The following is a 14,441-nucleotide window of genomic DNA, read 5'->3' as shown; positions in this document are numbered from 1 at the left end:
ATATCTGGGGCATGACATGGAAGACGACTGCGACATTATTATTATTGGTGCCGGTATTGCGGGCACCGCTTGTGCGTTACGCTGCGCGCGAGCGGGATTATCTGTTCTGTTACTGGAACGCGCTGAAATCCCTGGCAGCAAAAACCTTTCCGGCGGGCGGTTATATACCCATGCGCTCGCGGAACTCCTCCCTCAATTTCACCTGACCGCGCCCCTTGAGCGACGTATCACTCACGAAAGCCTTTCTCTGTTAACGCCCGATGGCGCAACGACGTTTTCCAGCTTACAACCCGGTGGTGAATCCTGGAGCGTATTACGCGCACGATTCGATCCGTGGCTGGTTGCCGAAGCTGAAAAAGCAGGAGTTGAGTGTATTCCCGGCGCAACAGTAGACGCGTTATATGAAGAAAACAGCAGAGTGTGTGGCGTTATCTGTGGTGATGATATTCTCCGCGCCCGTTATGTTGTGCTGGCGGAAGGGGCCAATAGTGTGCTGGCAGAACATCACGGGTTAGTTACCCGTCCTGCTGGCGAATCGATGGCGTTAGGGATCAAAGAAGTGCTGTCGCTGGAAACGCCCATTATTGAAGCGCGTTTTCATCTGGAAAACAACGAAGGTGCAGCGATACTGTTCAGCGGGGAAATCTGTGATGACCTGCCAGGCGGTGCATTTCTTTATACCAATCAGCAAACGCTCTCTTTGGGGATTGTTTGCCCGCTCTCTTCCCTTGCACAAAACCGCGTTCCGGCAAGCGAGTTGCTGGCTCGTTTTAAGACACATCCGGCAGTAAGACCTCTCATTAAAAACAGTGAAACGCTGGAATACGGTGCACATCTGGTGCCGGAAGGCGGTTTACGCAATATGCCCGTGCAATTCGCCGGTAACGGCTGGCTGCTGGTGGGCGATGCGTTGCGCAGTTGCGTCAATACTGGAATTTCAGTGCGAGGCATGGATATGGCGTTCATTGGCGCACAGGCAGCAGCACAAACACTGATTAGCGCCTGCCAGCAACGCGAGCCGCAAAATCTGTTCCCGATTTATCATCACAACGTAGAACACAGTTTGCTGTGGGATGTTCTACAACGTTATCAGCATGTTCCGGCGCTTTTGCAACGCCCTGGCTGGTATCGGACGTGGCCTGCGTTAATGCAGGATATTTCCCGCGACTTATGGGATCAGGGAGATAAACCTGTTCCACCACTTCGCCAGTTGCTCTGGCGTCATTTACGTCGTCACGGCCTGTGGCATCTGGCGGGCGATGTTATCAGGAGTCTGCGATGTCTGTAGCCCGTAATCTCTGGCGTGCTGCTGATGCGCCACACATTGTTCCGGTTGACCCCGTTGAGCGCCAGACAGCAGAACGGTTGATTAATGCCTGCCCGGCAGGTCTTTTTTCGCTCACGCCGGAAGGCGACTTGCGTATTGATTATCGTAGTTGCCTGGAGTGCGGCACCTGCCGTTTGTTATGCGATGAAAAAACACTACAACAGTGGCGCTATCCGCCTTCTGGATTCGGCATCACCTACCGCTTTGGATAAATAATAAGGATAATTTATGCCCCTCTTACACCTGCTCCGTCAGAATCCGGTGATTGCTGCCGTTAAAGATAATGCCAGCCTGCAACTGGCCATTAATTCTGAATGCCAGTTTATTTCCGTGCTGTACGGCAATATCTGCACCATCAGCAATATCGTCAAAAAGATTAAAAACGCCGGGAAATATGCCTTTATTCATGTCGATTTGCTGGAAGGCGCGTCAAATAAAGAGGTGGTGATTCAGTTTTTGAAACTGGTGACCGAAGCAGACGGCATTATCAGCACTAAAGCGTCGATGCTGAAAGCCGCCAGAGCAGAAGGTTTTTTCTGTATTCATCGCCTGTTTATTGTCGATTCGATTTCGTTTCACAATATTGATAAGCAGGTTGCGCAATCGAACCCAGATTGCATTGAGATCCTGCCTGGCTGTATGCCCAAAGTGCTGGGCTGGGTGACGGAGAAAATCCGCCAACCGCTGATTGCTGGCGGGCTGGTGTGCGATGAAGAAGATGCGCGTAATGCAATTGACGCCGGTGTCGTGGCGCTTTCTACTACTAATACCCGCGTCTGGACGTTAGCGAAAAAATTGCTTTAACGGGATAAACGTAACGAATTGAATTTGTGTGATTTGTAGGCCACATCCGGCATTCAACGCCTGATGCGACGCTAACGCGTCTTATCAGGCCTACAAGTCCCTGACCCAGAACCGCATCCGCCAGTACGTTATTGGCAATCTGCGTGAATATTTGTCACCAGTGCCTCCAGCACCGCTTTCCAGTCATCCACCACGCCAACATCTGCCTGTGAAAAAACAGCCGCGCTGGCGTCATGATTCACAGCCACCACAAACTGGCTATTACGCACACCTGCCATTAACGCTGCCGCGCCGGACGCCCCGGCAACAATGCAAATCTCTGGCGCCAGCAAGTGCCCGGAAATTCCAATCACTTTTTCCGCATCAAAACCACCATTCATCACTCGCGCCCGACTGTAGCCCACTTCGGCGCCCAGCTTTTCAGCCAGCGTAGCGATGTCATGGCTATCAGCCTCGCCGCCCTGCCCTACCACCAGCACCCGTCTGGCTTCTACTAATGGGTCACGGGTAGTATTTTTCAGGTTTTCGATGCTAACAAACCAGTCTGGAAGTGCGCCGGGGACAATGTTTAGTTGCTGCATACCAGATGGCAACATTGCGTTTTTCGCAGCTCCAGCCTGGCGCGCCAGAGAAAGGCATAGCGGACGTTTTTCTGTTTGCAGCGTCGCCGTCAGCGCATTTCCCCAGTGGGATTTGCGCACGCTTGCTGTCGGTATATCCAACGAAATGATCTGGCAGATGCTGGTGCCATGTAAACGCCAGGCCAGTCGGGTCGCCAGTTCATCGCCAGACGCCCCCGGAGGGAAGAGCACAAATTCCGCAGGTGTTCGCTGCCACTGTTCCACAAGCGCATCCAGCACCTGTTCCGCCACTACGGGCTGAGGTTCAATCTGCCAGTGCGTCAGTGTACAACCGCTGAAATCCTGTTCTGCCAGCCAGCCTGCGATAGCTGCATTGTCCTGATTTATTGTCACTATTACGACATTCATGGCTGCATCCTCTGGCGCAAATAATCCCGCCACAGTATTTGTGCTTTTTCTTCTGCTGTTTGCCCATCAATCAACGTCGCGCCACGTCGTTGCTCCGGCCTTTCCAGTTGCAGGCACTGTATCGCTGACGATTCGGCGGCGAGAGTTTCGCGTAAAATTTCCACTTTCCCTGCCGCCATACGCTGGCGCATTCCCGGTACAGGCAAAGCGACTTCGCCACACTGGCGCACGGCAATGACCGCAGGCAAGCGTACCCGGCAACAGCGCAGCCCGTTTTCAGTACGCTGTTCGAGAGTGATAAATGGCGCGTCGAGTGTGAAACGCTCCACCTGGGTAAAACAGGGCCAGGCCAGTATTTCCGCCAGCAAAAACGGCGTTTGCCCGTTCTGCCCCTCGCTGCTTTGGCAGCCGGTAATAATCAGCTCCATCGGATTCTGGTGCTGCCATTCGGCAATATGGCGAGCAACAAATTCCGGCGCAAAACGCAGATCTGCCGCAGTCTCCAGCAATACTGCTTCCTCAAACCCGAGAGCCGTGAAATAGCGAAGCCAATGCAACGCCCGTTCATCCCCCATGCTCAACGCGGTTAAAGTCATCGGCGTGCCGCTTTTTCTCTGCGCCAATAGAATTGCGGCGGCGGCCTGTTCATCAGCACCGGGTAAACTTCGCAACAGTGAAACATCCGGCCCATAATTTGCCGTAGCAGCAGCCTGCCACTCTTTTTCCGCCAGCATTCCGGCATCCGGTTCGGCTTTAAACGCTAACAGAATGTTCATTCGCACCTCCGACATTTCCCGCCGCAACCAGCGGGAGAGCTTTAGTTTCTGGAGCCCATAGCCAGGTCACAACAAAACCAACCAATAGCACGATGGCCAGTAACAATAAGGTGGCCTGCATTCCCCACTGCGCCAGAACCCACGGCAACAAACCGGTGCTAATTGCCGCGCCAAGTCTACTCATGGCGGTCGCAAAACCGACGCCCAGAGAGCGGATATCAGTAGGAAAACTTTCGGCAGGTAGAATGCCAACCAGATTGCTGACCGCTGAAATGGTGGTGCTGAAGAGAATAAAAAGCAGCAGCGTTAACGAACTGCCGGAAGGCAAACAGGCCATCACCATCAGCGTGGCCGCCAGCAGCAAAAAGCTCCCCAGTAAAAATTTGCGATGGGCTAACAAGTGGGTCAACACTAACCCTAATAACGCGCCAACAATTAACAAGGCATTGAGCATCAGGCTGGCGGTCAGCGCATCTTCCAGACCAATAGTCTGGGCGATAGTCGGCAGCCAGGTATAAATCACAAACCACGGGATCACGAGGCAGACAAAGAACACGCTGTTAAATACCGTGCGCCGCCAGTAACGCGAAGAGAACAAGGTTTTGATGTGCTTAGTGGTGGCCGTTGCCACTTCATCGCCCAGTAATACATGAGAGCCAAAGTAACGATGCACAATGGCATGAGCTTCTGCAAAACGCCCCTGTCGCAGCAGCCAGCGCGGCGATTCCGGTGTGCCCCAACGTAACAACGTAATCAACAGCGCGGGCAGAGCTGTTGATGCCAAAAGCCATCGCCAGGCCTCCGGACTTTCTGAAATAAAGTGATGTCCGGCAATACTTGCCAGCACATAACCCACCGTCCACACCACGCTGAACGCGCCCAGCAAAATACCGCGGTGGCGGCGCGGGGAAAATTCTGCCAGCAAGGTATGCCCCACAGAGTAATCACCACCCAGCCCAATGCCGATCAAAATGCGCAAACCAATCAGGTGCTCCGGCGTGGTGGCAAAATATTGTAAAAACGAAGCGAGCGTAATCAGTAAAAAGCTGAAAGTGAAGATTTTTTGCCGCCCGATATGGTCGGAGATCCAGCCCAAAACCAGGCTGCCGATAAACAGGCCAAGTAGCGCTGAGCCACCAATCATTCCCGCCATAAACGGTGTCAGTTGCATGGCTGGAGTAAGCTGAATAATGGCGTAACCAATGACGCCGAGGACATAACCGTCAGTCAGGTGCGCGCCGAAAGTAAGCGCAGCAATGCGACAGTGAAAACGGTTAAGTGGTAAATCATCCATTCGCACCGGTGAAGTGTTCATCTTTACCCCTTCATTGTCCGGTAATAAGAACGGCTTCTCGCTTGAGAAGCCGAAAAGGCAACGCCCCGACATCACAGGACGCTGCCTGACACATTATTTTTCAATCGGATAGATAGTACCCGTGTTCATAATGCCGTTAGGATCGAACTGCTTTTTCAGCCCTTCCAGCAACGCCCACGCGCTGCCGTGTTCCAGTTTGCTCCAGTGAACGCGATGTTTACCAATGCCGTGGTGATGCACCATCGAACCACCGAGGCGAATGGTTTCTTCACAGATGATTTTGTTGAGCGGGTTGTGGTACTTGTCGATTTCCTCTTCCGGTTTGCAGTCAACAACGTTGTAGTCGTAAACGAAGTACATGTTGGTGCCGTTTTGGTAGCTGTGAGAAGAGTGACCGCCCAGCATAGTGATGTCGTCGGCGTGCGGGAACTCGGTACGAATACGGTTAATGACGTTTTCATAGATTTCGTGAATACAACTCCAGCAGCCGGACACTTCGGTGGTAAAGCCCATGTTGCCGGTTTTGAGGATCTGCACACGTTCGGCGGCCACTTTATCCGGCCCCCAGTTCAGGTTGTTGAACCAGGTTTCGATCAGTTTGCTGTCCACACGATGGCACTGCGGGTAACGCGCCACGATTTCGGCAATTCCTTCGCCTGTCGCCTGCGCAATACGTGGGTTACCCTCGGCCATAAAGATCAGCACGCATTTACCATCAGCAAAATGAGTGAAGTGTTGCGTGCCATCTTCAGCGTCATACAAACGAGCAATCGACGGGCGATACCCTTCCACCATGATTTCACGCAGGATGTTGAAGCCGGTTTTCATGTCTTCCAGCACATAGCCGTAGAAGAGATTGTTTTCCGGGGTGAATTTGAAGATTTTCACTGTAACTTCAGTGATATAGCACAGTGCACCTTCGTTACCAATAATGATGTGACGAATGTCCGGACCAGCCGCGCGACGTGGAACGTTTTTAATGCGCGTCACGGTGCCATCTGCCAGTACCGCTTCCAGGCCAACGACCATATCTTCAATTGCGCCGTAAAGTGTGGAGAACTGCCCAATACTGCGGGTTGCCACCAGGCCACCCATCTGCGCCAGCGGTTTTGACTGCGGAGAATGCCCCGTGGTGTAGCCTTTTTCACGCAACGCGTTTTCCAGCACCTCCAGCGGAACGCCACATTGCGCCGTGGCCTGCATATTCTCAATATCAATATTAATGATTTGATTCATGGCGGAGCCGTCGAGCACCACCGAGTTTTCTACGACAGTTTCCAGCCCACCTTCGGTGGCGGAAGCGCCGGTACGCGGCACACCGTTAATTTTGTGCGCATTCATAAAATTCAGCACGCGGGACACTTGCTCTGTGGAACCGAGTTTTACGACCGCTGCCGGAATCGGCAAAGTATAAATTCCATGAATATCCGGAAATTTACGAAAACGGTCAATACTGTTTTTCTTTAATACCGTTTCATCGGTAATTACGCGATCTGCACCAACAATTTCCTTTAGCTGGTCGACAATCGCTGCGCGAGATAAAGACATAATAAATCCTTTCTGATAATAAAAATGGAATAGTCATTAATAAAAGAAAACAGAAACCACCGTTATGGATTAGCGCACTAAATAACCACCATCAACCACCAGCAAATGACCATTCACATAATTCGATGCCGGGCTTGCGAGGAATACGGCTGCGCCCATTAAATCCTGTGTATCGCCCCAACGATTTGCCGGAATATGATCAAGAACGCGCTGATTTGTTTCTGGATTGCTGCGTGTCGCCAGCGTAATATCGGTTGCATAATAACCAGGGGCAATACCATTTACCTGAATATTATATTGACCTAATTCATCGCAATAGGCTTTAGTGAATCCAGCAAGTGCGTGTTTAGTTGCAGAATATGCTGGAGACCATTGCCCGCCCAGGTAAGAAAACAATGAACAGATATTAATGATTTTACCGCTTTTTTGCGGGATCATAATTTTTGCCGCTTCGTAACTCAGCTCAAAAGCGGCTGTCAGGTTCACATCAATCATCGGGTCCCAGTCGGCACGGCCGAAGTCCAGCACCTTATTCAGCTTACAAATACCTGCGTTATTGACCAGAATATCGACAGTGCCAAAACGCTCACAACAGGCAGCGATTATCTTCTGCGGCGCGCCTTCTGCGGTGATATCCACCTGCATGAAGTCCACTTCAACGCCTTGTTTTTCAATCATTTCCTTCGTTTCGCCATTATCTTTGACGAAGCTTGGAATAAAGATATTTGCACCTGCTTTTGCCAGTGCCATCGCAAATGCCTGGCCTAAACCACTATTCCCGCCGGTAACAATTGCAGTTTTACCTTTCAGGGAGAAAAAATCCATTGAGAATGCATTGAGTGATTCGATTGACATAGTTAGCTCCAATTTCCGTAAGGCAAAAAAAAAGAAAGGTAACTTCCCCCGCGAGAGGGAAGTTACCTTTCTCATTATCTCTGGTAACTGGCGATAATTTTTAGCATAAGGGCATAGTCGCTAATGTGATCGTACTCACAGAGTATTACTCGTATAATCAAATAATTTTAAAAAGCAGAAGCGTGATTACTCTCACACAACACCTCTGCTTTCCATGTTATTTCTTATCGCAATTACTAGAGACCTGAGAAAAGTAATCCTCCTGAAAAGGCGGCTTACTTTTCTCTTTTTTTTGTCTATTACAAATGGGAATACGATATGCAACACAGCTCATATCGACGTTGGATAACCCTCGCGATAATTAGTTTTAGCGGCGGAGTTAGTTTTGACCTGGCTTATTTACGTTATATTTATCAAATTCCCATGGCGAAATTTATGGGATTCAGCAATACCGAGATAGGTTTAATTATGAGCACCTTTGGTATTGCCGCCATTATTCTTTATGCGCCCAGCGGGGTTATTGCCGATAAATTTTCACATCGCAAAATGATTACTTCCGCGATGGTAATTACCGGATTATTAGGCCTGATAATGGCAACGTATCCACCATTATGGGTCATGCTCTGTATTCAGGTTGCCTTTGCGATAACGACTATTTTAATGCTGTGGTCGGTGTCGATTAAAGCCGCCTCGTTGCTTGGTGACCATAGCGAACAAGGGAAAATCATGGGCTGGATGGAAGGACTGCGCGGCGTCGGTGTAATGTCGCTGGCAGTGTTTACCATGTGGGTCTTTTCCCGCTTCGCCCCGGATGACAGCGCCAGCCTGAAAACGGTCATTATCATCTACAGCGTGGTTTACATCTTGTTGGGGATTCTGTGCTGGTTTTTTGTTAGCGATAACAACAGCCTGCGTAGTACCCATAACGAAGAAAAACAGTCATTCCAGCTTAGCGACATCCTGGCCGTTTTGCGTATCAGTACAACCTGGTATTGCAGCATGGTGATTTTTGGGGTCTTCACCATCTACGCCATTCTGAGTTACTCCACCAACTATCTGACCGAAATGTATGGCATGTCGCTGGTGGCGGCGAGCTACATGGGGATCGTGATCAACAAAATCTTCCGCGCACTGTGCGGCCCACTTGGCGGCATTATCACCACCTACAGCAAAGTGAAATCCCCTACCCGCGTGATCCAAATTCTTTCCGTGGTCGGCCTGCTGGCACTCACTGCCCTACTCATGACTAACTCTAACCCGCAATCGGTCGCGATGGGGATTGGCCTGATTTTACTACTGGGATTCACCTGCTACGCCTCACGCGGGCTGTACTGGGCCTGCCCCGGCGAAGCGAGAACACCATCTTACATTATGGGCACCACGGTAGGTATTTGTTCGGTGATTGGCTTCCTGCCTGATGTCTTTGTTTACCCGATTATCGGTTACTGGCAGGACACCCTGCCCGCAGCAGAAGCCTACCGCAACATGTGGCTGATGGGCATGGCGGCGCTCGGCATGGTGATCGTCTTTACCTTTTTGCTGTTCCAAAAAATTCGTACTGCTGATAGCGCCCCCGCAACGGCTAACAGCAAGTAAGCCCAGAACATTACAGGAGAAAAATCATGTCGAAGAAATACATCATAGGGATTGATGGCGGAAGTCAGAGTACAAAAGTGGTGATGTACGATCTGCAAGGCAACATAATTTGCGAAGGCAAAGGTTTATTACAGCCGATGCACACACCGGATGCCGATACCGCAGAACATCCTGACGACGATTTATGGGCATCATTATGTTTTGCCGGTCACGATTTAATGAGCCAGTTTGCCGGGAATAAAGAAGATATTGTTGGCATCGGCCTGGGATCAATCCGTTGCTGCCGTGCCTTACTGAAAGCTGACGGTACACCCGCCGCACCACTGATTAGCTGGCAGGATGCGCGAGTTACGCGCCCTTACGAACACACGAATCCTGACGTGGCGTATGTCACTTCTTTTTCGGGCTATCTGGCGCACCGCTTAACAGGCGAGTTTAAAGACAATATCGCCAACTATTTTGGCCAGTGGCCGGTGGATTATAAAACCTGGGCCTGGAGTGAAGATGCCGCGGTAATCGAGAAGTTTAATATCCCCCGCCATATGCTTTTTGGCGTACAAATGCCGGGGACCGTTCTCGGGCATATCACACCACAAGCAGCACTGGCGACACATTTCCCGGCAGGACTGCCGGTAGTTTGTACCACCAGTGATAAACCGGTAGAAGCATTAGGAGCCGGATTGCTGGACGATGAAACGGCGGTGATTTCCTTAGGCACCTATATCGCGCTGATGATGAATGGCAAAGCACTGCCGAAAGACCCGGTAGCGTACTGGCCGATTATGTCTTCTATTCCAGAAACATTGCTGTATGAAGGTTACGGTATTCGCAAAGGGATGTGGACGGTAAGTTGGTTGCGCGACATGTTGGGCGAGTCGTTAATTCAGGATGCCAGAGCACAGGATCTTTCGCCGGAAGATTTGCTCAACAAAAAAGCCTCTTGCGTGCCACCTGGCTGTAATGGGTTGATGACGGTGCTGGACTGGCTGACCAACCCGTGGGAACCGTACAAACGCGGAATTATGATCGGCTTTGATTCCAGTATGGATTACGCATGGATTTATCGTTCGATTCTGGAAAGCGTGGCGCTGACACTGAAGAACAATTACGACAATATGTGTAATGAAATGAATCACTTTGCGAAGCATGTGATCATTACTGGCGGCGGTTCAAACAGCGATCTGTTTATGCAAATTTTTGCCGACGTGTTCAATCTTCCGGCAAGACGTAACGCCATTAACGGGTGCGCTAGTTTGGGAGCGGCTATCAACGCGTCTGTAGGGCTTGGCTTGTACCCGGATTACGCAACGGCTGTTGACAAAATGGTTCGCGTGAAAGACATCTTTATGCCTGTTGAGAGCAACGCCAGACGTTACGACGCGATGAATAAAGGCATTTTCAAAGACCTAACCAAACACACTGATGTGATCCTGAAAAAATCGTATGAAGTGATGCATGGAGAATTGGGCAATGTGGACGCTATTCAAAGCTGGTCTAATGCGTAAGTGAAGAAGACCGGGCGGGAAACCGCCCGCTCTGAGCATACCTGAATGGTTACCTCTAAACATAACCTGTTATTAATTAATGAATTTTCAAGCCAGTTTCAATCTACCAAAATTTGTAGCGATGATTTTTACTCCAGTGAAAAATTAACACTACGGACTTTGTTTTGGTTTGCAATGACGAGTCCGGAAAAACCAGAAGAGAACAATCAGAAGAGGCAAAAATATAAATGGGTGGAATTCTTTACAGGTTCCACCCATTTATAACGCTTATAAATATTTAATCAGGCAATATTCAAATATTTATGCGTTTGCATCGACAAACGCCAGTTCCGCGCAATACAGGTATCGATACATAAACGCGTGGCATCTTCTTTCTGACTAATTGGCTGAAGTGCAATTACTCGCGGTTTATCATCAGTCAGCGTTGCCAGCAATTCATCCAGTGCTTCAATATCCCGTACACGCCCAACCGGATGTTTGATTTCATTGGCGCGTTCCAGCGCCTGCGACAACACTTCATAGCCGCCGCGCATGTTCAGTTTTGGCGACACGGTAACCCAGGTGTTCGGTGTACAACGTACTTCGTGAGTACCGCTGGTTTCTATCTGGCAGCTAAAACCGTTCTTTTCAAGCAAGTCAGTCAATGGCAGCAAATCATGAATGCAAGGTTCACCACCCGTAATCACTACGTGACGCGCGGTATATCCCTGACGACTTATGACCGCTAACAAATCTTCGCTGCTTGCTGCGCCCCACTTATCACTCTCTTTGGTTTTCGCCAAAATACTGAAAAGAGAAACTTCCCGATCCTCAAGTTTTTCCCACGTGTGTTTGGTATCACACCAGGCACAGCCGACCGGGCATCCCTGTAAACGAATAAAAATGGCGGGGACGCCGGTAAAGTAACCCTCACCTTGCAGGGTCTGGAACATCTCGTTAATCGGGTACTGCATAGCATTCTCTGTAAAGTGGATAATTGTTAATTATTGCAGATCCTACCGCAATATTCATGCTTTATTAACATTCTGTTACACGCGGGTTTAAGATAAAAAGGCGAAACAGATCATTAATAAAAAAATGAAACAACGTATTATTCCCCGGGGAATTAAACAAAAGGGATTTAAACATGCTCAGAATATTCATCGTACTTATATTTATTTTCAATTTATCAGGTTGTGGATATAATGATATTCAAACTTATGACGAACAAGTCAATTCATCCTGGTCAGAAGTTCTGAATCAGTATCAACGTCGTGCCGACCTTATTCCTAATCTTGTCGCCAGTATTAAAGGTTATTCCAGCTATGAAAAAGAAGTGTTGGAAGCCGTAACATTAGCGCGTAGCCAGGCTATCAGGGCCAGTAGCGATTTACAGCAAGCGCCAGGCGATGAGCAAAAGCTACAAACCTGGCAACAAGCTCAGGCGCAACTGACTCGTACACTCGGCCAGTTAACGATTATCAGTGAACGTTATCCTGAATTAAAGGCCCAGGAACTCTATCAAAATTTGATAGTACAGCTCGAAGGAAGTGAAAACCGCATTGCCGTTGCGCGAGGAAGATACATTAAAGCTATTGAACAATATAATGTCACTATCCGCAAATTCCCCGCTGTATTAACCGCAAAAATAATGGATTACACCGCAAAGAAAAATTATTTGCCGGATGATGTCGCCGCAGTGAGTAAAGCACCAACAATAGATTTTAGCCAAAATCCTAATATTCATTAAGCGGGCAATCCTTATGCGAATTTTTATCTTTCTTCTGGCTTTCTTCTGTCCATCGGCGTTTGCTACGCAAATTCCAGTACCTGAATTACCTGTGTATGTGAATGACGTAACAGGTACATTGACGAACAGCGAAATAAATGCTCTTGCTGGTCAGATTAAAAACCTGACGCAAAGAAATCTGGCGCAAATGGTGGTGTTAGTAGTTGACACAACAGGCGATGAAACTATCGAGCAGTACGCTACGCGGGTATTCGATAGCTGGAAACCAGGTGATAAAGACCGCGATGATGGTGTTCTACTGTTAGTCGCCTGGCAGGATCATACCGTGCGTATTGAAATCGGTTACGGACTGGAAGGCCTTATTACAGATGCACAGTCCGGACAAATTATTCGCAACAGTATTATTCCAGCATTTAAAAATGGCGACCTTGCTGGCGGCTTACAAAAAGGAATAAACGATATTGAAAGTCGTCTGGCAGAGAATACTTTATCAACTATAACACCGACCGATCACTTCTTACCTTTTAGCGGCTGGTGGGCTTTGTTGGTCTGGGCAATAGTATTGACCTTTATTTCCGCCAGGGGATATATCAAAACGCTGGGAGTAATTTGCTTTGCTGCCATAGTGCTGGCCTTTGTGCTTCCCATTGCTGGATATAGCGGGAGCTGGGGAGCGCTTATCACATTATTATGCTTCTCCACACCGTTCCTTATTATTGTTATTTCTTTTACCCCTTTCGGAAAAAAGGTACGTAATTTAATGCGTAGTGCCAACCGACCATCACGCCATACCAGAAGTAATTATAACTCCAGAGATTCGTCATCATCATCGTCCTCTTCTTTCGACAATGACAATTTCAGCGGCGGTGGCGGTTCATCTGGTGGCGGTGGCGCTTCAGGGCGCTGGTGATCAATATGCGCTTAATCCTTTTTCTACTCATATTGTGGTGCGTTCCTGTGTTTGCCCAGCAAATGGCTGTACCGGAACTACACCAACAGGTGACAGATCTTACTGATACGTTAAGTTCATCTGAGCAACAATCTCTGACACTACAGTTGCAGAAGATTGCACAGAATACGCAGGCGCAGGTCGCTATATTAGTGGTGCCATCCACTGGTGAAGATACCATTGAACAATATGCAACACGCGTTTTTGATAGCTGGAAGTTGGGCGATGCACAGCGCAACGATGGTATTTTACTTCTGGTTGCCTGGGAAGATCATGCTGTCCGTATAGAAGTGGGCTACGGGCTGGAAGGGGTGGTTACCGACCTGCAAGCGGCAAAGATTATCCGTGTTATATTGATCCCCGCGTTCAAAAACGATGATCTTATTGGAGGGTTGACACTGGCCAGCGAAAATATCGGCGCGCTTCTGTTGAATGGTGAATTACCGGAAGGCAGCGGAAATCATTACAGTATCAAAACTCCAATTCCATTATCGGTCGCTGTAATTATTTTACTGGCAGTACTTTCGTATTTTATTATTTTTACCGATCCATCAAATCTACCGTGGATTGCACTCACCGGCGCAATTTACGGGATGGTATTCCTCTATGTTGCCGAGCCCGGAGCATGGACGAATTTAATCGTTGCTTGCAGTATGTTAACGCCTTTTGCGATCGTACCTCTGCTTATCTTCTGGCTTCTGGTGAATAAAAAGTTACGCGCCAAATATAAGAAGCTCAGTAAAGAAAGAGCTTCAAGAAAAGGTTCTTCTTCATCCTCTTCCGGTGGAGGCTCAAGTGGCGGCGGATTTAGCGGCGGGGGTGGTTCTTCTGGCGGCGGCGGCGCGTCCGGCCGCTGGTAACTCAACCATAAAAAATGCCAGCCCGAAGGCTGTAATGCCGATCAGTTAAGGATCAGTTGACCGATCCAGTGGCTGTGTAAGAATCCGGAAACGCTCACTCGTTTCCGGATTTTTTTATGCACATTGGACAGGCCCTTGATCTGGTATCCCGTTACGATTCTCTGCGTAACCCACTGACTTCTCTGGGG

At 49.1% G+C, this 14,441-nt stretch carries 14 protein-coding genes and 1 pseudogene; 9 read left to right on the top strand and 6 right to left on the bottom strand.

Features of this window, described 5'->3' with window-relative positions; genetic code table 11:
- Positions 1-16: 16 nt before the first annotated feature.
- From A9587_RS15940 to A9587_RS15930, 3 genes are read left to right on the top strand one after another with little or no spacing between them, the layout of a single operon-like run.
- Complete coding sequence (locus A9587_RS15940; RefSeq protein ID WP_016249127.1) at positions 17-1,288, top strand: FAD-dependent oxidoreductase; 1,272 nt, start codon at positions 17-19, stop codon at positions 1,286-1,288.
- A complete protein-coding gene (locus A9587_RS15935; protein ID WP_000109517.1) occupies positions 1,279-1,539 on the top strand; it encodes a ferredoxin family protein in 261 nt (86 codons plus the stop codon). The genes A9587_RS15940 and A9587_RS15935 overlap by 10 nt, the downstream gene beginning before the upstream one ends.
- Positions 1,540-1,555: 16 nt before the next feature.
- Complete coding sequence (locus tag A9587_RS15930) at positions 1,556-2,131, top strand: glycerol-3-phosphate responsive antiterminator (protein ID WP_001130283.1); 576 nt, start codon at positions 1,556-1,558, stop codon at positions 2,129-2,131.
- A 128-nt stretch (positions 2,132-2,259) separates the two neighbouring features.
- Here the strand turns inward: A9587_RS15930 and A9587_RS15925 are convergent, their stop codons facing one another.
- The 5 genes from A9587_RS15925 to A9587_RS15905 all read right to left on the bottom strand — a co-directional run bounded on the left by A9587_RS15925 (position 2,260) and on the right by A9587_RS15905 (position 7,614).
- Positions 2,260-3,120, bottom strand: a complete 861-nt coding sequence (locus A9587_RS15925) for an electron transfer flavoprotein subunit alpha/FixB family protein (protein ID WP_001103599.1) — start codon at positions 3,118-3,120, stop codon at positions 2,260-2,262.
- On the bottom strand, positions 3,117-3,896 hold the full coding sequence (locus A9587_RS15920; RefSeq protein ID WP_105263599.1) for an electron transfer flavoprotein subunit beta/FixA family protein: 780 nt from the start codon (positions 3,894-3,896) through the stop codon (positions 3,117-3,119). The genes A9587_RS15925 and A9587_RS15920 overlap by 4 nt, the downstream gene beginning before the upstream one ends.
- The gene (locus A9587_RS15915) at positions 3,874-5,211 is read right to left on the bottom strand and encodes an MFS transporter (protein ID WP_024191904.1); all 1,338 of its coding nucleotides are present in this window, start codon (positions 5,209-5,211) and stop codon (positions 3,874-3,876) included. The genes A9587_RS15920 and A9587_RS15915 overlap by 23 nt, the downstream gene beginning before the upstream one ends.
- Positions 5,212-5,304: 93 nt before the next feature.
- Positions 5,305-6,759 (bottom strand): FAD-binding oxidoreductase, encoded by a 1,455-nt coding sequence (locus A9587_RS15910; protein WP_001516963.1) that lies wholly within the window; start codon positions 6,757-6,759, stop codon positions 5,305-5,307.
- Positions 6,760-6,828: 69 nt separating this feature from the next.
- Entirely contained in the window at positions 6,829-7,614 is a 786-nt protein-coding gene (locus A9587_RS15905; RefSeq protein ID WP_000021321.1) for an SDR family oxidoreductase, read from the bottom strand.
- Between the two features lie 318 nt (positions 7,615-7,932).
- Here A9587_RS15905 and A9587_RS15900 point away from each other — a divergent pair, with 318 nt between their 5' ends.
- Positions 7,933-9,210 carry an MFS transporter gene (locus A9587_RS15900; RefSeq protein WP_001164860.1) on the top strand — a complete coding sequence of 426 codons (1,278 nt, stop codon included), beginning with the start codon at positions 7,933-7,935 and terminating at the stop codon, positions 9,208-9,210.
- 26 nt (positions 9,211-9,236) lie between these two features.
- A complete protein-coding gene (locus A9587_RS15895; protein ID WP_105263598.1) occupies positions 9,237-10,715 on the top strand; it encodes an FGGY-family carbohydrate kinase in 1,479 nt (492 codons plus the stop codon).
- Between the two features lie 281 nt (positions 10,716-10,996).
- Here A9587_RS15895 and queE read toward each other — a convergent pair whose 3' ends face one another.
- The gene (gene queE, locus A9587_RS15885; protein ID WP_001199980.1) at positions 10,997-11,668 is read right to left on the bottom strand and encodes a 7-carboxy-7-deazaguanine synthase QueE; all 672 of its coding nucleotides are present in this window, start codon (positions 11,666-11,668) and stop codon (positions 10,997-10,999) included.
- A 173-nt stretch (positions 11,669-11,841) separates the two neighbouring features.
- On the opposite strand from queE, the gene A9587_RS15880 reads away from it, so the two are divergent.
- The 4 genes and pseudogenes from A9587_RS15880 to A9587_RS25080 form a co-directional block, all read left to right on the top strand.
- Positions 11,842-12,444: a LemA family protein gene (locus A9587_RS15880; protein ID WP_000944229.1), complete on the top strand. Its 603-nt coding sequence runs from the start codon at positions 11,842-11,844 to the stop codon at positions 12,442-12,444.
- A gap of 13 nt (positions 12,445-12,457) precedes the next feature.
- Positions 12,458-13,129 (top strand): annotated as a pseudogene (locus tag A9587_RS15875) (TPM domain-containing protein); the annotation flags it as partial.
- Positions 13,130-13,350: 221 nt separating this feature from the next.
- Complete coding sequence (locus tag A9587_RS15870; RefSeq protein WP_123057485.1) at positions 13,351-14,253, top strand: TPM domain-containing protein; 903 nt, start codon at positions 13,351-13,353, stop codon at positions 14,251-14,253.
- A 116-nt stretch (positions 14,254-14,369) separates the two neighbouring features.
- A partial coding sequence (locus A9587_RS25080) for a hypothetical protein (protein WP_001675268.1) occupies positions 14,370-14,441 on the top strand: 72 nt, incomplete at its 3' end.

Origin of the sequence: Escherichia sp. MOD1-EC6162, assembly GCF_002965125.1 — a bacterium.
Lineage (GTDB): Bacteria > Pseudomonadota > Gammaproteobacteria > Enterobacterales > Enterobacteriaceae > Escherichia > Escherichia marmotae.
Note: the sequence above shows the minus strand (reverse complement) of the source record. Positions and strands in the feature narration are given on the sequence as shown.